The sequence below is a fragment of the uncultured Mucilaginibacter sp. genome, assembly GCF_913773635.1.
In the GTDB taxonomy this organism is placed as follows: Bacteria; Bacteroidota; Bacteroidia; order Sphingobacteriales; family Sphingobacteriaceae; genus Mucilaginibacter.
On sequence record NZ_CAJYGQ010000003.1, the window covers coordinates 38,394 to 59,361 of the forward strand.

At 41.6% G+C, this 20,968-nt stretch carries 16 protein-coding genes and 1 tRNA gene; 8 read left to right on the forward strand and 9 right to left on the reverse strand.

Annotated elements, in window-relative coordinates:
* Positions 1-30 precede the first annotated feature (30 nt).
* Both infB and QZ407_RS01545 read left to right on the forward strand, forming a co-directional pair.
* On the forward strand, positions 31-3,048 hold the full coding sequence (gene infB, locus QZ407_RS01540; RefSeq protein ID WP_295767301.1) for a translation initiation factor IF-2: 3,018 nt from the start codon (positions 31-33) through the stop codon (positions 3,046-3,048).
* A gap of 89 nt (positions 3,049-3,137) precedes the next feature.
* Positions 3,138-3,656 (forward strand): hypothetical protein, encoded by a 519-nt coding sequence (locus QZ407_RS01545; RefSeq protein ID WP_295767302.1) that lies wholly within the window; start codon positions 3,138-3,140, stop codon positions 3,654-3,656.
* Between the two features lie 3 nt (positions 3,657-3,659).
* Here QZ407_RS01545 and QZ407_RS01550 read toward each other — a convergent pair whose 3' ends face one another.
* From QZ407_RS01550 to QZ407_RS01580, 7 genes are all read right to left on the reverse strand, one after another.
* Positions 3,660-4,304, reverse strand: a complete 645-nt coding sequence (locus QZ407_RS01550; protein ID WP_295767303.1) for an energy transducer TonB — start codon at positions 4,302-4,304, stop codon at positions 3,660-3,662.
* Positions 4,305-4,375: 71 nt separating this feature from the next.
* A complete protein-coding gene (locus QZ407_RS01555) occupies positions 4,376-5,083 on the reverse strand; it encodes a peptidoglycan DD-metalloendopeptidase family protein (RefSeq protein WP_295767304.1) in 708 nt (235 codons plus the stop codon).
* Between the two features lie 22 nt (positions 5,084-5,105).
* Entirely contained in the window at positions 5,106-5,483 is a 378-nt protein-coding gene (gene rbfA, locus QZ407_RS01560) for a 30S ribosome-binding factor RbfA (RefSeq protein WP_157540471.1), read from the reverse strand.
* Between the two features lie 118 nt (positions 5,484-5,601).
* Positions 5,602-5,973: a hypothetical protein gene (locus QZ407_RS01565; RefSeq protein WP_295767305.1), complete on the reverse strand. Its 372-nt coding sequence runs from the start codon at positions 5,971-5,973 to the stop codon at positions 5,602-5,604.
* A 9-nt stretch (positions 5,974-5,982) separates the two neighbouring features.
* Positions 5,983-7,158, reverse strand: a complete 1,176-nt coding sequence (locus QZ407_RS01570; RefSeq protein ID WP_295767306.1) for an FtsX-like permease family protein — start codon at positions 7,156-7,158, stop codon at positions 5,983-5,985.
* Between the two features lie 121 nt (positions 7,159-7,279).
* Positions 7,280-7,915, reverse strand: coding sequence for an MBL fold metallo-hydrolase (locus QZ407_RS01575; RefSeq protein WP_295767307.1), 636 nt, complete (start codon positions 7,913-7,915; stop codon positions 7,280-7,282).
* 26 nt (positions 7,916-7,941) lie between these two features.
* The gene (locus QZ407_RS01580; protein WP_295767308.1) at positions 7,942-8,793 is read right to left on the reverse strand and encodes a hypothetical protein; all 852 of its coding nucleotides are present in this window, start codon (positions 8,791-8,793) and stop codon (positions 7,942-7,944) included.
* Between the two features lie 63 nt (positions 8,794-8,856).
* Between QZ407_RS01580 and QZ407_RS01585 the strand changes: the two genes are divergently transcribed.
* From QZ407_RS01585 to QZ407_RS01595, 3 genes are all read left to right on the forward strand, one after another.
* Complete coding sequence (locus tag QZ407_RS01585) at positions 8,857-9,423, forward strand: thiamine pyrophosphokinase (protein ID WP_295767309.1); 567 nt, start codon at positions 8,857-8,859, stop codon at positions 9,421-9,423.
* A 326-nt stretch (positions 9,424-9,749) separates the two neighbouring features.
* The gene (locus QZ407_RS01590; RefSeq protein WP_295767310.1) at positions 9,750-12,860 is read left to right on the forward strand and encodes a SusC/RagA family TonB-linked outer membrane protein; all 3,111 of its coding nucleotides are present in this window, start codon (positions 9,750-9,752) and stop codon (positions 12,858-12,860) included.
* Positions 12,861-12,929: 69 nt separating this feature from the next.
* Positions 12,930-14,573 (forward strand): RagB/SusD family nutrient uptake outer membrane protein, encoded by a 1,644-nt coding sequence (locus QZ407_RS01595; protein ID WP_295767311.1) that lies wholly within the window; start codon positions 12,930-12,932, stop codon positions 14,571-14,573.
* A 75-nt stretch (positions 14,574-14,648) separates the two neighbouring features.
* Here the strand turns inward: QZ407_RS01595 and QZ407_RS01600 are convergent, their stop codons facing one another.
* The gene (locus QZ407_RS01600) at positions 14,649-15,548 is read right to left on the reverse strand and encodes an LD-carboxypeptidase (protein ID WP_295767312.1); all 900 of its coding nucleotides are present in this window, start codon (positions 15,546-15,548) and stop codon (positions 14,649-14,651) included.
* 39 nt (positions 15,549-15,587) lie between these two features.
* Here QZ407_RS01600 and metG point away from each other — a divergent pair, with 39 nt between their 5' ends.
* From metG to QZ407_RS01615, 3 genes are all read left to right on the forward strand, one after another.
* Positions 15,588-17,657 (forward strand): methionine--tRNA ligase, encoded by a 2,070-nt coding sequence (gene metG / locus QZ407_RS01605; RefSeq protein WP_295767313.1) that lies wholly within the window; start codon positions 15,588-15,590, stop codon positions 17,655-17,657.
* Positions 17,658-17,739: 82 nt separating this feature from the next.
* The gene (locus tag QZ407_RS01610) at positions 17,740-18,588 is read left to right on the forward strand and encodes a hypothetical protein (protein ID WP_295767314.1); all 849 of its coding nucleotides are present in this window, start codon (positions 17,740-17,742) and stop codon (positions 18,586-18,588) included.
* Between the two features lie 73 nt (positions 18,589-18,661).
* Positions 18,662-18,733 (forward strand) — tRNA-Arg (locus QZ407_RS01615).
* A gap of 452 nt (positions 18,734-19,185) precedes the next feature.
* Here QZ407_RS01615 and QZ407_RS01620 read toward each other — a convergent pair.
* Positions 19,186-20,922: a right-handed parallel beta-helix repeat-containing protein gene (locus tag QZ407_RS01620; protein ID WP_295767315.1), complete on the reverse strand. Its 1,737-nt coding sequence runs from the start codon at positions 20,920-20,922 to the stop codon at positions 19,186-19,188.
* Positions 20,923-20,968: the final 46 nt, after the last annotated feature.

Genomic DNA, 20,968 nt, shown 5'->3' on the forward strand with positions numbered 1-20,968 from the left:
GCATATAATAAGCAGAGAAAGAATTATTAAATGTCAGAAGACAAAAGTATAAAGTTAATAAAGGCAGCAAAAGAGCTTAACATTGGTATAGGCACTATTGTCGATTTTTTATCATCAAAAGGATATAAAGTTGACCGTAACCCTATGACCGCTCTTAACGGTGAAATGTACAGTACACTGGTAAAGCAGTTTGCAGCCGATAAGATTATTAAGGAGGAAGCCAAGCAGATCAACATTGGTAAAATACGCCGTGATGAGCCTGGTGCTGCCCCTGAAAAGCCGGCTGAAAGCCGTTCGAACGAATTTGAAAAGGATGAGATCCTGATCAAAAACGCAGGAACGTTTGCTGCCCCGTCTAAACCAAAAGAAGCCGAAAAACCTGAGGGTTCATTGCCTGGGGTGAAAGTAGTAGGTAAAATTGATTTAGATAACTTGAACAAGCCTGCTCCTCGTGCAGAGGTTAAGGAAGAGCCTGTAGCTAAAGCAGCAGAGCCTGCGAAGCCGGCACCTGTTCCTGAGCCTGTGGCGAAACCAGAGCCTAAGGCTGAGCCTGTAGCTGAAAAGCCAGGAGTTGCACCAGTGGCCGAAAAGCCAGCTGCGCCTGTGACTTCGGCAACTCCAGTGGAGCCAGTAGCTAAGCCTGAGCCTGTAGTTGAAAAGCCAGCAGTTGCACCAGCGGCCGAAAAGCCTGCTGCACCTGTAACACCATCAACTCCGCCTGCTTCAACGCCTGCAGCACCAACACCTGCACCTGCCGAAGAGCCTGCACGTGAGAACGAGGTAATAAGAGCGAAAGCTGAACGCCTTACCGGCCCTAACGTGGTAGGTAAAATTACATTACCGGTTGATAACAGCCGTCGTGGCGGACCAGTTGCCTCATCATCTAACGCAAACTCTGCCGATCATAAGCGCAAGCGTAAGCGTAAAGAGAACGGACCTAATCCTAATGCTCCGCAAGGAGGTCAGCAAGGACAACAAGGTGGAGGTGGCCAGCAAGGTGGCAATCGTCAGGGTGGTGGTTTCCAGCAAGGCGGTCGTCCGGGTTTTGGTAACCGTCCGGGTGGACCAAACCAGGGTGGCAATCGCCAGGGTGGATTCAACCGTAATGCACCGGCGGGCGCTCCTAAAGAAGAACCTTCAGAAAAAGAAATACAAGACCAGATTAAGGCTACACTTGCCCGTTTGAGCGGTGCAGGTAAGTCGGGCAAATTTGCTCAGCGTGCTAAATTCCGTCGTCAAAAACGTGATGATGTAGCTGCATCAGCAGAGGAAGCAGCACTGGAACAAGAACTGCAGTCGAGAGTATTAAAAGTTACTGAGTTTGTAACAGCCAATGAGCTGGCATCGTTGATGGATGTTTCAGTAACGCAAATTATCTCTACCTGTATGAGCTTGGGTATGTTCGTATCCATTAACCAGCGTTTGGATGCAGAGACACTAAGCATTGTTGCCGAAGAATTTGGTTACCAGATTGAGTTTGTTAAGCCTGACGAAGAAGAAATTAATCTTGAGGAAGAAGACGATGAAGCTGATTTAATCCCGCGTGCGCCAATTGTTACCATTATGGGTCACGTTGACCACGGTAAAACTTCATTGCTCGATTTCATACGTAAAACTAACGTTATTGGCGGCGAAGCAGGTGGTATTACCCAGCACATTGGTGCATACGAGGTAACGCTTGAAGACAAAGGCAAGATTACATTCTTGGATACTCCGGGTCACGAGGCGTTTACCGCCATGCGTGCACGCGGTGCCCAGGTGACAGATATTGTTATTATAGTAATTGCGGCTGATGATGCTGTGATGCCGCAAACCCGCGAGGCTATAAACCACGCGCAGGCTGCCGGTGCACCAATCATTTTTGCCTTCAATAAAATCGACAAGCCTGGCGCTAACGCCGACAGGGTGCGTGAGCAACTTGCGGGTATGAATATTTTGGTTGAGGACTGGGGTGGTAAATACCAATCACAGGAAATCTCAGCTAAATCAGGTTTAAATGTAAACCTATTGTTAGAAAAAGTATTGCTTGAAGCTGAGTTATTAGAGCTTAAAGCTAATCCTAAAAAACGTGCAGTAGGTACAGTAATTGAGGCTGCTTTAGATAAAGGCCGTGGTATTGTAACCACTGTATTAGTACAAGCAGGTACCTTACGCGTGGGTGATCCTATATTAGCCGGTAGCTATAGTGGCCGCGTTAAAGCGTTAACAAACGAGCGTGGTATGCGTGTAAACGAAGCCGGACCAAGCACCCCTGTACAGGTACTGGGTATGCAAGGTGCACCTACCGCAGGTGACCGCTTTAATGCTCTTGAAAGTGAAAGCGAAGCACGCGACATAGCCAACAAACGTTTGCAATTGCAACGTGAGCAGGGCTTACGTACGCAGAAACATATCACTCTTGATGAAATTGGCCGTCGTTTGGCAATTGGTAACTTTAAAGAGCTTAATATCATTGTTAAAGGTGACGTGGATGGCTCAATCGAAGCGTTATCAGACTCTTTATTGAAGCAATCTACTGATCAGATTCAGGTTAATATTATCTCTAAAGGCGTAGGTCAGATTTCTGAGTCAGACGTATTATTGGCAACAGCTTCTGATGCGATCATTATCGGTTTCCAGGTGCGTCCGTCAAGCAGTGCACGTAAACTGGCAGAGCAGGAGCAAATTGATATTCGCCTGTACTCAATAATCTACGATGCCATCAATGAGATAAAAACTGCAATGGAAGGCATGCTTGCGCCAACCTTTGAAGAGAAGATTGTGGCTAACGTTGAAATACGTGAAACCTTCAAAATCAGTAAGGTTGGTACTATTGCCGGTTGTATGGTATTGGATGGTAAAATTACACGTAACAGCAAAATACGCGTTATACGCGAAGGTGTAGTAATATACACTGGTGAGCTTGCCTCTTTAAAACGTTACAAAGACGATGTTAAAGAAGTTAACCAAGGCTACGAGTGTGGTTTGAACATCCAAAACTTTAACAACATTGAAGTAGGCGATATAGTTGAAGCTTACGAAAATGTAGAAGTGAAAAGAAAACTATAATATAGTTGAATATTTTTTGAAGGCCGTTATTTTATATAGCGGCCTTTTTTGCGTTAAAAGGAATCTATTTGTAGCACTTTTCGCTTGTTGTGGCAAAGCGTAGGGGTAAATTCAAGGTAACCATGTATAACCAAACTAAACTATTGGATGATAATCCTTTGGTGCTCTATAATGGTATTCCTGTCTTTGATATGAATAAAGTGTTTGCGCTTGACCCACTAAAGCTAAGAAAACTTGAAGTAATGCCCGACCGCTATTTATATGGCGCTGCACGCTTTGATGGTGTATTAAGTTTCACAACTTATAAAGATGATTTGGCCGGTTTTGAGATAGATCCGCGCGCTGCTGTGCTTGATTATGAAGGCTTACAGCTTCAGCGTAAGTTTTATTCGCCGGTGTATGATACGGATTTGCAGCGCGCCAGTCGCACACCCGATTTTAGGACTGCGCTGTACTGGTCTCCGGATGTTTATACAGATGCTGCCGGCAACGCTAACTTGTCGTTCTATACGTCAGACCAGCCAGGTAAATATGCCGTTGTTATACAAGGTTTAAATGCCGATGGAGAAGCAGGCAGTAAACAATTTGTTTTTGAGGTGAAAAAATAATACTTACTTGCAGTACCTGGCCAGGTAATCGTCAGCCAGGCTACTGCCTGTATTTTTTATGAAGTTCCAGTCTTTACATGCACCGTCTTTGTCGCCTTGCTTTAATTTCTCATTAGCCTGATCAAGCACATCTTTCCAAAGCTCCTCATTAATACCAAGCTGTTGCTTTAAACGCTCAATGGTTGATTCATTTCGCTCATCGGCCTTGCCACTTCGTTTATTGATGTAGTAATTGGTTATAGCGTTTTCCAACTCCTGGCGTTTTTGATAAGCTGCTATGGCCTGGCCCATGCTCATTTGTGGTACGGAGGTTCCGTTATTACGCTGACAACGTACATAATCGGGCCTGAAGCTGATAGGCAGCACAACCCTTACAGCGCGCTTGTAATCGGCAGGAATATTCCATTTACCTGAAGTTAGCTTAATAACCCTCAAAGCTTCGTCGTCAAGGTCAATGCCTGGTCCTTGTTGTATCATTGCATCGGTAACCCGCCCGTCTGTTTGAATCATAAAACTCACCTGCACTGCAGCCGCAATACAATTTTGGCTCGAAAACTCAGGGTAAACAATTTTGCTTTGCAAGAAGGCATCAAGCGCAGCCGGGCCGCCTTTAAAAGTTGGTTGAGCTTTAGCCGGTGCTAAAGCCATTATAAAAATGAGTGGGAGGAAATACTTAAGCATTATATAAATCAATTACTTATATAATACTAACGCATAAATCAAATTATGGTTGCCCTGTTAAGTTGTAAAATTATTTCAGGATCAGGAACGTTTTGCATGTAGCTATCCTTGTCTGACAGCTTGCAAACTCCGGGATAGTCACCTTCAAGGCCTTGCATGTCAAACATCAATTGAAAATGCAGGTGTGGCGGCCAGTTGCCATTTTCGGCTGCCAAGCCGAAGCACGCAATCTGCTCACCTTGGTTTACCCACTTATTTCTTTCTAACCCATCGAGGCTTTGGGTATTCAAATGCCCGTATAATGAATATAAAGTCAGGCCATCAAGTTTGTGCTCAAGTATAATGGTAGCGCCATAATCGCCAAAGGAGTTATTGTCTTTAAAGCTATGTACCGTTCCGGCTAATGGTGCATATACAGGAGTACCGGCGGGTGACCATATATCAATACCTAAATGTAGCCTACGTGGTTCCTGGTTGGGTGTATCAAACAGTGGGCTACGGCTGTAAAGCGTGCGGTGTTCCATGTAGCCGCCAATGCCGTACCTGCAATCGTTACGGCTTAGCGTCTGTACAATCCACTGGCTAAATTCACCAGTATTGGCAATGGTTGCTGGTGATAAGTCCTTATTGCTGCTAGTGAAATTGAATTTATACAGGCGGTCATGCAAAAAGTCAATATCAACCACGCTTGATAGGGCGTGTGGATGCTTGCTGCAATATTCAGCTAATTGCAGATGTTTATCCATGAGTTTAGACTGTGAAGTTTAATTATTGCTGTTCGTCGTCTGGCTGGCGGGGCTCTTTGCTTATCTTCTCAAAAATTTTATCCATACGTTCAACGTATTCATTAGTATCATCTACAAAAAACTCAAGTTGAGGAATTACCCTTACTTGGTCTTTTATGCGTGCACCTAATTTGTAACGGATTTCAGACGAGTGAGATTTAACAAGCTGAAGCGCCTGTTGTGTATTGGTGTTATTAAAAAAGCTTAAAAATACACGTGCTATAGCCAAATCGGGCGTTACCCTAACTTTGGTAATAGTTACCAGCGTGTTTGGTAAAAAGTTCATTCCTTCACGCTGAAATATTGCTGCCAGGTCTTGCTGTAAAACTCCGGCAAATTTTTGTTGACGTTTTGATTCCATGATAATTTTATTTAGGTGAAAGAATAGAGGTTAAATGTAAAAGGCAAAAACAGGTAATTAGTTTTAATAGGATTGGCGAAGCGGTTTTAAAAAGAAAAAATGTCTAAATCCGCCTGGTTCAATTACACAAATCCTGCGGTATTTCTTTTGTGATTTTGATAACTTTTTTCACCACAAGCGTGCTGTCATAATCAGAGCCCATACCTTCGCTGCCCGATTTTATACTTACGCCCTCTACTTCAACATAAACGGGCTCGTAAGGCTTCTCAAAGTTCATTTGCGAATACTTAAGCTCTAATTGTGCTGAACTATCAGTTACCCAATATTCATGGGTATCATCGCAGTTTTTAAATGATTTTACTTCGGGTCCAAAACTGTATAATCCCTTAAAGGTATGCAGCTTGCCCTGGCTGCCTTTGTTACCATTGCATGAACACAATACCGCTATTGCCATTGCCACAAATCCAAATATTAACAGCTTGTACCGCATAACGCAAATTTATAAATCCTGTTTAATTTCGTCTAATCCTTTTACACTTAAGCGTGCGCTAATGCCCGATGCTATAACGGCTATACCTGTCACCGTTAAAAAAACCAAAATAAAGTCGGTAAACTTTATATCAACCGGGTAGGCATCAATTACCATTAAGGCACTGCCCATTTTTATAAGCCCAAATTGCTGTTGCAGCACACAAAATACAAGCCCAACTATTATACCGGCAATGCAACCGGTAATTGATATAAGCATACCCTCAAAAAAGAAAATGCCTTGTATTAGCGGCTTGCCGGCGCCTAAACTTGTAAGTATGGCAATATCTTTCCTTTTATCGAGCACCAGCATGGTTAACGAACCAATGATGTTAAAAATGGCAATGATGAGTACAAACGTAAGTATCAGAAAGGTGAACCAGCGCTCGTAATTGAGTGTTTTGTATAGCTCGGTATTTTGCTCATAACGGTTTTTAACCAAAAAGTTTTTACCTAGCTTGTTTTGTATTTCCTGCTGTTGTTTGTCAATATTTGTGCGCGGTTTGAAGTTGAGCTCCAATGAAGATATTTCTAACGGCTCGTCAAGTAAATCACGGGTAAAGCTTAGGGGCGCAATTACTAAACCATCAAAATCCTGCTGAATGGCAAATATGCCCGATACGCTGATAGGTAATCTTATGAATTCATCCTCAGGGTTTATAGAGTTTACGGTTTTTCTGCGTGGAGAGTAAATTTGCAGATGCGAAAGCTGATCATTAATGTTTACACCAAGACTGTTTTGTACCGTAGCCCCAATTACAGCATAAGGCACCGTGCCTGCATTCAGCGTAAAAGAGCCGTTTTGTATGGTACTGTCTAACTGTTTGTTCTTCAAAAAATCATTGCTTACACCTCTTACAGTCCCAATGAACTGGCGGTCGCCATATCTTATCAGTGCTTTCTCTTCAAGTGCCTGTGTGTATGAAAACAATGCAGGGTCACGTGCAAGTTGTTTCAGGTATGGCGTGTTTGGGTCAAACGTTTTGCCTGTTGCCGGCTCAATTTTCAGCTCGGGCGTAAAGTTATTATAGAGTGCAAGAATTACCTTTTCAAAGCCATTAAATACCGATAAAATAATTATCAATGCAGCACTGCCAACAAATACACCCAGCATGGAAATGCCCGAAATTATATTGATGGCATGCATCTTCTTTCTGGAGAAGAGATACCTTTTTGCAATATATATGGATGTATTCAATTTGAAGTGAAGTTACTTACGGGTGTTTAATGTAAACTTTTACAGGTTGTAAAAGTTCTGCTGATTGTTACTAAAAGAAAGGATTAGTTGCTTTTTCGAAACCAATTGTGGTTTCAGGTCCGTGGCCCGGGTAAACCGTGCACTCATCTGGTAATGTAAATAACTTGATTTTTATGTTATCAATCAGTTGCGCATGGTTGCCTCCGGGCAAATCAGTGCGGCCAATGCTCCCTCTAAATAACACATCACCGCCAACCAGCAAACTATCTGCTTCACTATAAAAGCATAAGTGCGCCGGAGAATGGCCGGGTGCATATATGAGCTCAAGAGTAGTGTTACCAAAAGTGATCGTACCGCTCTCGGGCAAAAACGTATCAGGCAGGGGAGAAAGCTCATATCGTATGCCTGATTGCTGACTCCATACCGGCATAGCTTCAAGTATTACAAGTTCGCCCTCATGAAACTGTGGCTTTAAACCATACTGATCAAAAACAAATTTATTGCCCAGTACATGGTCAATATGGCAATGTGTGTTAAGTAACAGAACAGGTATTAAGTTATTAAGCTTAATAAAGTTTACTACTGCATTTTGTTCGGCAGCGGTGTACATTCCCGGATCTATAATTGCGCATTCGCCCGTATCATCATATAACAGATAGGTATTTTCCTGGTAAGGATTGTTTGCAAATGCTTGTATGGTAGCCATGCTTCAAAGGTACATGATTTGAGCCTTTATTTAATAAACAGCTTTTTTATCTTCTTAAATAAGTCTTCTTTGCGTGGCTTGGCTTTGCCGTCATGCGTAAGCTGTTGTTGATAATGCCTTAGTAGTTCATTGGCGTAAGTGCGTTCGGCAGCAGTCCCTTTGTTTAATTCGTTAATGTACGGTAATGTGTTAGCCTGAAGCATGCTGTTTGCCGATACCGTATGGTATTCACTATATGCCGCTTGCGGCATGTTGTTGTTAATTGCCGGTTGTCCATTTTCGGCAAAGTAATCAACCTGGTAAATCTCAGGGTTAAGTTTTTTAAGGCGTTTGGTGCCTTTGCGCTCGTTACGCCAGGGGTGTTCACCCTTGCGCATTTGTTCGGCCAGAAACTTCCGCTCCCAAAGTGTTACCTGGTGCGACATTAAATAACCCGAGGCGCTGTTATTAAGCCTGGCAATTTGGAAGCCTTCAATGAATAAATCGGTAGTATGGGTTTTGTAAACATTTGAGCTGGTTAACTTAACCTGCTTCAAATGGTTTTTATTAGCCAGTACAAATAGTTGGTTCATAAACTGAGCGCTTACGGCTTTGTTTAACCACATATCTTCCTGCATGTATATAACGTACTCCTCGTGTAACACGTTAGTTAGTAAATAGTGGAGCCGGTCGGCCCATTCCCCTTTTCCTGATTTGATATTTGTGAAGCCCGGAACTGCAGCATCCAGCTCTTCTGTTGCAAAATATAGCTTGCAATCAATGTTAAAGTCCCAGTACTTATTAAAAAAATAGCCAAAACCTTCATACAAAAACCCATACCGGTCGCAGGTATGAACCAAAAGGGCAACATTCAAAGGTTGGGTTTGCACACTATTCATTTTTATATTTTTGCATCAGAAATTGCCTTGCAAACATAAGCTTTGGCCTTTAGTTAAAAAAGTATGTCATCACACCATATAGTTCGCGAAAAGCAGGAGCCCGCATTGCTTGTACTGGGTTTAAATAATTTTAATGATGATGAACTAGGGCAACTGCTGGAATGGAGTCCTACTGTTATTGCTGATGCATACACAGCCGAACAACTAATTGCTTATGGTATTAAAGTAGATTATGTGGTGGGAAATGATGAATTGAGATTGCAGGCAAATACGCGTTTAATAGCAATGGTTAATGATAACGTTGTTGAAACCGCACTGAACTTTTTAATTATAAATGGCTACCCCGCCGTAAATATTGTTACTGACGATTTTTATGCAGTGCAATATTTCAAATTCGCATCACAAATTAATATCGTAATATTTTACAACCGGAAAAAGACTTACGCTATCACATCGGGTTTTACTAAATGGAAACCTGCCGGCGAAGAGATATCTGTGTTAACGGAAAGCGAACTGCAGCTAACCGGGCTTACTAAAGTAAGCGTTGGCACCTATTTCACCACCAACGACGGGTTCTTCAGTTTGAGATTCAATGAAGATTTCATTTTTATATCAGAAAATCTTTATTGATGCATTTAATTCTTTAAAACTTACCTTTATGTGTGTGATTTAGTCGAATTTACTGTGATTCTGTATTTAAACGCGTTGTAAAAATTGAGTTTGATTGTTTTTGTATGCAGATAGTAAATGGTTTTTACATGGAATTTAAAAATTAACATATAAAAATCTAGATATTAAGATTTTTATATGTGAAATAATCTAATTTGTAAAAAAATTTGCCCTAATTTCTGAATAATTCATATAGAAATAGTTTTAATAGTGAAAAATTGCTAAATCTATTTTGATTTGTAATTTTTTTGTGCTTACCTTACGGTCAACTATTAAACTATTAACTGATGAAAAAAATTCTACAAAGATTTTTGTGGGGTTTGCTGGTATTCGTAGGTTCCCAAGCCTATGCGCAAACCCGTACAGTAACCGGAACGGTAACAGCCAAAAGTGATGGTCTCCCTCTTCCAGGCGTAAGTGTCAGAGCTGAAGGCAACCAGGTGGGTACCCAAACCGGAAGCGATGGTAAATTCAGCCTTAAAGTTCCCGAAAATGCTACTTTGATATTTTCGTTTATCGGCTTTACATCACAAAGTGTTCCTATTGCAGGCAAAGCGGCGGTTGATGTAGCGTTGGTACAAAGTTCGGGGCAATTGAATGAGGTGGTTGTTACGGGTGTTGGTGCTGCAACATCAAAAAGGCAGGTACCTATTGATGTAGCAACCCTTTCATCAAAAGACTTCCCTAAAAGTGCAACCACTAATGCAACCCAGGCATTACAGGGGCAAATTGCCGGTGCGCAAATTGTTCAGCGCAGCGGTCAGCCGGGTGCTAGTCCGCTTATTCAATTACGCGGTTTTACCAACCTGGGTAGCACGTCACCATTAATATTAGTTGATGGTGTACAGGCCGATAACAACATCTTAACATCTATTGATCCTAATATAATTGATCGTATTGAGGTTGTTAAAGGTGCCGCCGGTGGTATGCTTTACGGTGCAGTAGGTGGTAACGGTGTTATACAGGTGTTTACTAAAAAAGGTGCTAAAAATGGCAGGTTTACCATTGATATATCATCAAGATACAGCAGAGACCAGGTGATCAAAAAGAATGACTTGGTAGCATCAAACCACCACTGGGTTACTAACGCTGATGGTGCAATATTAGCATCGGGCGGTGCAGTTTTAGCTCCTAACGCTATTGGTGTTTGGCCTGATCCGGTTGCGCTGCCATACGCAACTGATAAAACGGTTCAAAATAACAAGCCATTTTTGTTACCTACATATGATCATATTGACCAGGGTAACAGGGTTGCTACCACACTAAGTAATGCTTTAAACATACGTGGAGGTTCTGAAAAGGTTGATTATGCATTTGGCTTTTCAAACCTTAAGCAACAGGACGTTTACAGTAATGATTTTAGCCGTACCAATATGAATATGAATATTGGCTTTAACCCGGTTGCTGGTTTAACGTTAAGAAGTAATACTCAGTTCTTTTATACTTACGAGAACTTATTATCTAGCAACAGGTTTAACCTAGTAAATTCATTTCAGTGGATTGACTTTAACTACATTAACCCGGCAACAGGCATGCACGTAGTAAAGCCAAGTACGCTTATTGACGGCAACAACCCGCTTGCAGAGCGCGAGGCACGTACCCGCAACGCTAAAACACCACGTTTGCTGCAAAACTTCAACGTCAATTATAAATTTCCAAAGTTTGTTGAGCTTGATGCCAAGTATTCAATTGACCAAAGAAACGGTGATTACTATGACTACTACTACAATCAAAGCGGACGTCCTCAAACCGTATTTTTTGGTGGAAATATAAACGGTAGCATTACTAATGAGTTTGAGCAAACCAGGTTGCAAACTGCAAATGCAAGCTTATTTTTCCGCACAGATTTTCAAAACGATTTTAAATCGAAGCTACCTATAAAAACCACAACTCAGGTAACTTACGAAGCGCGTAAAACAAATTACCGCTACTATTACGCACAGGGAAGCATATTGCCGCCATTCCCTCCGGCTAACATTAACGTAGCTACAACCAAAACCTCGGGCGATGATTATAGCGAAACATTGCTATATGGTATTTTGGTAAATCAAACTATAGACTACGGTAGCTTATTTGGTATTTCGGCAGGTTTCCGTTCTGATTATTCTTCAGCCTTTGGCGGGCAGTCAAAACCATTCACTTTCCCTCGTGGTACGGTGTATATCAACCCGTCTGAGTTCTTTTCTTCTAAATCGTTGGTACCAAACTGGAAATTACGTGCTGCGTATGGTGAGGCAGGTGTACAGCCCGGCGCTTATGACAGGCAGCCAACCCTTGTTGCAGGCGCGCTTGGAACAGAAGGTTCTGCACTGTACAACCGGTCTACGTTGCCTAACCCAAATTTGAATGTTCAGGTAACTAAAGAATTAGAGTTTGGTACTGATGTTACTTTAACACCTATGAAGGACAGCCCTTGGTTAAGCAGCATCAGCTTAAGCGGTACTTACTGGAGACGTACATCAGAAGATGTATTACAAAATGCACCTGCCGCAACGTCAACCGGAGCATCGGGCATTATTGACAACTTGGTATCGTTAAAAAGTAATGGTGTTGACCTTACTTTAGACGCAACAGCATACCGCTCAGAAAACTTTACCTGGAACTTGGGTGTAAGGTGGGCTAATGCCAATACATACATCACCAAAATATCAAATAACTTACCTATCACCAATAGCTTTTTCACTATTGCACCAGGCGGAGATTTAGGCGAATTGTACATGCAAACCCCACTTACCAGCGTTGACCAGTTAAGGCCTGACGGCACCCGCTACATTCCTGCTGCAAATGTTGGTAATTACACTATTGTAAATGGTAATGTGGTTAACCTGGCTAATTACAACGTAGTATTAACAGCAACCGATGACCAAAAAGTTGTAGGTAACGTTAACCCCGATTTTACCAGCTCATTAATTAACCGCTTCACTGTGTATAAAAATCTGAGCGTAGGTTTACAATTTGACTGGATTAAGGGTGCAAGTATTTACAACTCAACCCGCCAATGGTTATACCGCGACCGTTTACATGCCGATTTTGATAAGCCGGTAAATATCAACGGTCAGGAGGGTGCGTTTGTAGCTTACTACAACAGCTTCTATAACACCAACTCAGCACTTTCATACTTTGTAGAAGATGGTAGCTTCGTTCGTTTCAGAGACTTATCAATAAGTTACGATGTAACCAGTTTGGTAAAGCAAAAATGGCTGAGAAGCCTTGTGGTAACCTTAACCGGCCGCAACCTTGCTACCTGGACTAATTACAAAGGCCTGGATCCGGAGGCAACCAGCTCTCAAAACAATCAGGGCGGTGCTGTAAACGGATTAGGCTCATTTAGAGGTGTTGACCGTTATGGCGCTCCAAACGTAAAGTCATATCAATTTAGTTTAAACATAGGATTTTAGTCATTGACGTGCTCATAGGTTTGCCTAAACCAATGAATTGTTCTATCAACAGATAATAATCTCAGGAAAATGAAAAAAATTGTCGCACTTTTTGCTTTAGCTGCTGTAACCATAAGCAGTTGCAAAAAATCAGATCTACAACTTAATAACCCTAACTCGCCTACGCCTACAGAAGCATTAACGGCACAAAAGGGAATAGAAAACTTTGCGCTTGGTATGTGGAATAAGCTTTATGTGGGTAACAACCTGCTGGCGCATACTTTGGTAATGCATAGCATTATGGGCGACGAGCAGTTTTCATCAGTTGGAAACTTTGGCTGGCGCTACGTAAACCAAACTGATTATATAACCATACCAGCACCATACAACCGCAAAATCCGTAACCCTTTGGAACTAAGTCAGCCTGCGCAGTTAAAGGCTTTAAATACCTTGCCTGCAACTAACGGCTCTGCAACCAACGCCATTGTTTACGAGTGGAACATGGCTTATTATGTTAATGGCCAAGCTAACTTGTTGCTGCAAACTTTAAATGCGGGCGTTGTTACTTTGCCTGCAACCGAAAAGGCGGTGTTAACTGCCTGGGCTTACTGGTGGAAGGGTTTTGCTTACTCAAGAATAGGCTCGATGTATGTATCAGGTGTTATTACTAACAGCACTGACGGATCAACCAGCCCGGTATATGTTGACCGTAATGCCATAATCAACGAAGCTAACAGTAACTTTGATAAAGCTGCTGCTGCATTAACGCCAATAGCTGCAAGTGATGCAGTGTACGCTACAACCATGAATATTATTATTCCAACATTTAACCGCACTAACCCTATGGTTAGTCCGGCAATGTGGGTAAGAGGTATAAATACGTTGAAGGCCCGCAACCTGATGGTAAATAAGAAAGTTTCTCAAATGACGGCTGCCGATTGGGCCACTGTAAAAACCCTGACCAGTGCTGGTTTAATTGCCGGCGACAGGACGTTTGTTTTGGGAATGGATCCGGGCGGTGTAAACGACTTGACACCAAATTCACAACAACACCCTTACGGATGGAATTCAAATAAGAACAATCCGGGTTGGGTTTTTCCAAGCGAGCGCTGGATTCAGGATTTTAAAGCCGGTGATCAACGGTTTACTAAAGGTGTAACAGCCTTTGCTGCTAATGAGGTTGTTCAAAACCGTTCATCGCGTGGTTTGCAATACGGAACACGTTACTATTTAACTGCAATTGAAAATGGTGGTTATTGGTCAACTAACAACAGGTCTGGGCAGGTTCAATTTGCAGGTTCTTATGAAGAAAATGCATTGATGTTGGCCGAAGCTAATATACGCACTGGCGATTTAAGCGGTGGTTTAGCGCTTATAGATCAGGTACGTACTGCAAATGGTGCAGGCTTATCAGCAGTTGCGGGAGCCGGTTTGAGCCAGGCACAGGCGCTGGAAGAGTTAAGGAGCGAGCGCAGAATTGCTTTAACATACAGAGGTCTTGCATTCTATGACGCCCGCCGATGGAATATTACTGCACCGGTAAGCGCTGGTGGCGGCCGCGCTAATGCAAACGTAGTAGTACCTAACAGCGTAATAGGTACAACGCCTGCTGCCGGCTGGACATTATTACCGTGTTTAATTGAGTACAACTATATGGACTATTGGGATGTGCCGGTTACAGAATTCAGCTATAATGTACCTGATCCAAGTTCGGCGCCAATAGTAGCGAACTAAGAAGAATCTATAATTGTTCAGTTAATTCGTTTTCAAAACACAAGTCGGAAGTGCAAGATTTCCGACTTTTTTTGTTTAATCAAACCTGATTGAAGCCCCCGCTAAAATAACTGCAAGGCTAACATCTGCCTCCAACTTTAACGCGTAATTGTCATTCACATGCCCTGCCGGAAAGTCAAAGCAAACCGGGAAGTCATATTCCTCTACCGTGGCCTTAATTATTTGCGCCGCAGTTTGCCCAAATGGAATATCATTATCTTTCAAATCTGTAAACCCGCCCACTATTAAACCTGCCAAATTTTTGAGTTTACCGGCCCTCTTTAGCGTATACATCATGCGGTCAATGGAATATAGGTATTCGCCAACATCTTCAATAAACAAAATCTTGCCCTCATAATCATAGTCTGAAACCGATCCGAGCACCGAAATTAGTATGGCCAAATTACCACCAATAAGCTTGCCTTTGCCTTCACCAATGCGGTTAAGCGTATGCGCGCTTACATTGTAAGTTAACTCTTCACCAAAAAGCGCTTTTTTTAACGTTTCAACCGATGTTGCTGTTGCATCAGGAATATTTATGGGCATTTGCCCGTGGAGTGTTGTTAAGCCCAGTTGACGAGATAAGTGAGCGTGCAGCACAGTAATGTCACTAAAGCCAATAATCCATTTTGGATGTATTAACAATTTGCTGAAATCAACCATATCAATAATGCGTACAGTTCCATAGCCTCCGCGCGCGGCAAAAATGGCTTTAATGCTGGTGTCGTTTATGTATTGTTGCAGGTCGGCAGCACGTAAATTATCATCGCCGGCAAATTGATTATAGCTTGCCGAAACGGTTTGGCCCAGCTCCACTTCCAGCCCCCATGATTTTAAAAGTTTTACGGCATCGTCCATTGGCTTTGGTAGCTTTTTAGCCGGACAAATAATGGCCACACGGTCGCCTTTTTGTAGATATGGGGGAGTTATGCTCATAATGTTATCTTTGCAAAATAAAGAAAGAGAATTACAATTTTGGAAGCTCAAAAATATAAACGTTATACCATTACTGCGGCATTGCCCTATGCTAATGGTCCTAAACATATTGGTCATTTGGCAGGCGCTTACATTCCGGCCGATTTGTACGCCCGGTACCTGCGCCTAAAAAAGCGCGATGTGGTTTTTGTATGCGGATCAGACGAGCACGGTACCGCCATTGCCAACCAGGCCATGAAGGAAGGCACCACACCACGTGCAATTATTGACAAGTATCACGAGCTGATTAAATATTGCTTTAATAAGCTGAACATTTCTTTTGATATCTATCATCGCACAAGTGAGCCCATTCATCATGAAACAGCTCAGGAGTTTTTTAAAGTGATGAATGATAACGGCGACTTTGAAGTTAAGGAATCGGAGCAGTACTATGATGAGCAGGCAGGCGCCTTTTTGGCCGACCGCTATATTGTAGGAACTTGTCCGGTATGCGCTAATGAGAATGCCTATGGCGATCAGTGTGAAAAGTGTGGAAGCTCTTTAAGTCCTGATGATTTGATTGATCCACGTTCAACCTTAAGTGGTGATAAACCGGTTAAGCGCCCAACCAAGCATTGGTATCTGCCCTTAAATAAATATGAAAGCTGGTTAAGCGAGTGGATATTGAAAGGCCATGCCAGCGATTGGAAAACCAACGTTTACGGCCAGTGCAAAAGCTGGATTGACGGAGGACTGCACCCCCGCGCCGTAACACGCGACTTGGACTGGGGCATTAAAGTTCCGGTTGAAGGCGCCGACGGCAAAGTGCTTTACGTTTGGTTTGATGCGCCTATTGGCTACATATCGGCCACAAAACAATGGGCATTAGATAATAATAAAGACTGGAAGTTATACTGGCAGGATGATGAAACCAAGCTGGTGCACTTTATTGGCAAAGACAACATTGTTTTCCATTGTATCGTGTTCCCGGCTATGCTTAAGGCTCATGGAGAATACATTTTGCCTGATAATGTGCCGGCCAACGAATTTATGAATCTTGAAGGTGATAAAATGTCTACCAGCCGTGGTTGGAGCATTGAAATGCATGACTATCTGGAAGACTTTCCTACCAAGGTTGATGAGTTGCGCTATTACCTTACTGCCATCGCTCCCGAAACTGCAGATAGCGAGTTTACCTGGAAAGATTACCAGGCCCGTGTTAATAATGAACTAGTTGCCATTTTAGGAAACCTGGTTAACCGGGTGATGATATTGATGCACAAATTCTTTGATGGCAAAATTGAAGATGCATCAGGCCAAATTACACTTAAAGACAATGCGTTAAATACAGAATTGGGTAAGCTCTATGATGACTTAGAGCAAAGTTTTGAAAGCTATAAGTTCCGCCAGGCGCAGCAAACGGTTATGGAAATTGCCCGTTTGGGTAACCGTTACCTTACCGAGCAGGAGCCTTGGAAAACCATAAAAACTAACCCGGAAGGCGCACGCGAAGCCTTACATAATTGTTTGGTGCTTATTGGTCACATTGCAACATGCATACAACCCTTTTTACCGGGCACTGCTAGCAAAATATTAACCATGCTTAACTGGCCTGCAGATACTATTTACTTTAACGAGGAAATAGCATTTACAAGCGGTCATCAGTTACATGCAGCATCACTTTTATTTGAGAAAATTGAGGATGAAGTTATTGAAAGGCAAGTGCAAAAGCTCATCAGCAAAAAGCAGTCGATAGAGCAACCTGCAGTTGAGGCGGAATCAGCACTGGTGCCTGCTAAGTCCAACATTAACTACGAGCAATTTGCTGCTATGGACATACGTACCGGCACCATTTTAACTGCTGAAAAGGTTGCTAAAACCAAAAAACTGTTAAAGCTTACCATTGATACAGGTTTGGATGAACGCACAGTAGTATCGGGTATTGCAGAATACTTTGAGCCGGAGACCATTATTGGACAAAAGGTTAGTATACTGGTAAATCTTGAACCAAGGGAAATAAAAGGTATCACATCGCAAGGTATGATCTTGATGGCTGAGAATGCCGAAGGTGTGTTGAGCTTTGTTTCGCCTGTAAGCGATGGCATGCACAACGGTTCGGTAGTGCGGTAAAAGATTGCGGATTAGTTAAACCTTGTGCTATTGAATAAGTCATAGGTTTAACTAATCCGTAAACTTCAACCCAAGCTAACCAATGAAAAGTCTTATCCTGCCCGCCGTACTAGCTGTTTGTGTTATATTTTCTTCATGCAGCCGTTATCAAATCAATTTAATAAGTAGCACCAACACAATAAAAGAAGAAGATACAGGCATTTTTAATTTTGAAAATGACTCGGTTAAAATCTCCTACTCCTTTTATGGTTCAAATGCACCTGTATCTATAAAAGTTTATAACAAACTTGATAGACCCATATATGTTGACTGGCAACGTTCTGCTTTAATCATCGGCGATAAAGCTATAAGCTATACTCCGGGTAAAATTGATATAAGCGGAACTATAGATGCTCGTACTGATAATTATAATTACGGCAATCGTGGCGTAATATTTTCTAACCCTAGCTATACAACAGGACAAATTAACGCCGTTGCGAACTTGCCCAAAGATGTTAGCTTTTTACCTCCACATACACAAAGCACTAATACAGCGCTTGTGCTAACCAAAGCGTTTTTAAATATCCCACAGGAAAAATTCACACAGGAAATGCTGGACTATAAAGATAATTACCTTTACAAGCAAATAAGTATTAAGGCAGCCACGTTTGATAAATCAAATACACCATTACTCTTCAAAAGCTATTTAACCCTGTATATGGTTAATGGTACTGAGGCACATCCGGTAGCGTATTCACAAGAGTTTTTTGTTTCAAAAACATATACTACCATCGATAATCCCAAAAATCTGTTGCTCTTCAAAAATGAGCGCGGCGACTATTTTTTTAATAAAAAGGCTACAAAATATCAAGGTGTTGTTGGTGGTATAACCGTAGGTGCAATTGCAGTTGCCGGGCTGGCTATTTACGCATCTGATAATCCGGGTAAGTAATTGAGCAGGTACAATAATTTTGACGAATTTTACAGGGAACATAAAAATTTTTGCACATTTGCAGAAAATCCCAGCCCCTGTAGTTCAACGGATAGAATAGAAGTTTCCTAAACTTTAGATATGAGTTCGATTCTCGTCGGGGGTACTAAAAACGCAGTTTTCATATATGAGAGCTGCGTTTTTTGCTTGATGGGTAAAATTATTAGGGAAAGTTTTTATGAACCCGAAAGGGTGAAAAATGAGTTAATTTGATGCCGAACATGCTGGTGCTTTGACGCTTATATTAAGGCTCAAAAAGGGTAAAAATGTCAATAAGCTAATCATTTGATGGCAACGCTCAAGCTAAAACTTAAATACCGTTAATTTTCGGGTCGAATAACCGAGCAAGCAAAAACGGCATCAATTGCCATCATGTGACTTCACTTGAGTGGATATGATGTTCAAAAGCCGAGTTATCGATACACGTTAAATGCCTTTGGGAAATTAAAGACGCAGTTTTCGTATATTAGGGCTGCGTTTTTGCTTCATGATTATATCGCTTAGCTATCTTACTTAATACAATTTATGTAAGTTTTCTAAAATTCGGTTTGTTTAAAACTATGGCACTGAGTTGTATATTTTAAATCGCCAAATTCCCGATGGTAAGTTAATCGCTAGATCGTCCCGTTCATTTTTTAACAACAGTGCTATTTGATTAATATTAGATATATATCCATTGAATGATATGCCTACAGTGTCATAAGGTGGTGAGACTGATACAAAGTCTCCAACAGAGGCATTGCCATCTATGTAGTTATAAATTATTGCAAATTTACCCACTTCTAAATTTGGAGGGTCAATAAGCAAATTGTACTCTTTAAATCGTTCAGTTGCTTGGGATGGAAACGGTGGGGTTGCGAACAATCTTGGTCCATTGTTCCAGCCACGAATCTCCCAGCCTCCCATACTACCAGTGACTTCTCTAATCTCATAGCCATGATCATGTTTAATTTGAGGACGCGTATCAATAACTTTATTATTATAGATCGCTACATCAGAACTATATCTCACTTCCACAATTTGCCCGCAAAACTGACTTCTATCAATATCACAATCAATAAACGAGTTAGATGTGAAAGTTAAGCTATCAACTTGGGCAATGAAAATTCCATTTACAAAACTATTTGTAATCTGATTGTTTGATATCGTAATAGCTGATAAGCGCTTGGTAGGGACAGGATTATCAATCTGATTTGAACTATTTAAAGAGCCTATAAAAATGGCTGCTCTGCCACTTGACAATTGGCCACCATTTGAGAAACTGAGGCCATTAATTATTTGAGAGCCTCCGTTCTCATTTAAAAGATTGTCAGTAATAGTGATTCTTTTTACAGTAGCAGTACTTCCAAGGCTAAGAACGACGGAGTTAAAGACGTTAATTCCAGCATTGACCGTTCGCTCAATTTGATTGTTTGATACAAGAATGTCTGTACAACCTATCGAAGCAAAACCTTCAATTGCATATCTCACTGTATTTCCAATTACAATTGAGTGCCCCGCCTGTTCAAAACCAGCAGCCAACAGCTCCGCCTTTTCTGATGTAATCCCATAGTCATGTATTGACATGGCATCGTCCTTTATATTTTCTAAGTGATTGCCAATGTATGTAAGATTTGCGGAATAATGGGAGTAAATACCATCTCTAAAACAATTTTCTATACGACAGTTGCTAATTACTGCATCGATTATACTCATTAAACAAATTCCCATCTCTGGGGACCATTTAATATGTACTCTATCTACCCTTACGCATTTAGAACCGATAAATCTAAAGGTATGTTCATCTGCCACTCCCTCACTAACGGGCAATTCTCGAGTCCAAAGACCTCCTTGTATTGTTATATTGCTCCCTCTAAAAAACTGAATTGTTCCCACTAAGTGGTTCTGATTAATAACTGTAGCTCCATCGGCAACAATAACCCTATCGCTTAATTCACTTAAGGCTATTAAATTATTAATGTAAAATACATTCTGAGGGATAATTACTTGATGACAAGCTGTGATGGCATTGATAATCGCCGTTACATTGGTCGCTGCATCAACTGTTGAATTTGGCTTAGCTCCAAACCAAGCGATACTAGCGAATCCAGAATAGCTTCTACGCCAGCGCCCTATGTTTACGCCGGATACTTGAAATATTGTTCCGCCGTCATCAAAAGAATCGTCGAGACTATTCCAATAGAACGTGCCCTCTCCCCCGTCTCCAGAAGTAAGACATCCTTTAACATAGACAATTTCATCAACTAACGTTGGAGAAAAGTTTCTAAGTTCTAAGTAGTTAGATAATAAAGTCATAGGTGGAATTCATTTAAAGCAAATTAGACAAATTAAGTGGATAAAA